This window comes from Paenibacillus taichungensis, from assembly GCF_013359905.1.
GTDB lineage: Bacteria > Bacillota > Bacilli > Paenibacillales > Paenibacillaceae > Paenibacillus > Paenibacillus taichungensis.
On the sequence record NZ_JABMCC010000075.1, the window covers coordinates 1 to 286 of the forward strand.

1 rRNA gene is annotated in these 286 nt (G+C 53.5%); it reads left to right on the forward strand.

Annotated elements, in window-relative coordinates:
* A 23S ribosomal RNA gene (locus HP548_RS00725) occupies window positions 1-286 on the forward strand; the annotation flags it as partial.

Here is a 286-nt window from a genome sequence, read left to right on the forward strand (position 1 = left end):
GAGCGAACGCGGAGAAGCCCAAACCAGAGAGCTTGCTCTTTGGGGTTGTGGGACATCTCACATGGAGTTACAAAGGAGCCGGTTAAACGAAGAGGTCTGGAAAGGCCCGCCAAAGAAGGTAAAAGCCCTGTACTTGAAAGTCTGCTCTCTCCGAGATGTATCCCGAGTAGTGCGGGGCACGTGAAACCCCGTATGAATCCGGCAGGACCATCTGCCAAGGCTAAATACTTCCTAGCGACCGATAGTGAAGCAGTACCGTGAGGGAAAGGTGAAAAGCACCCCGGAA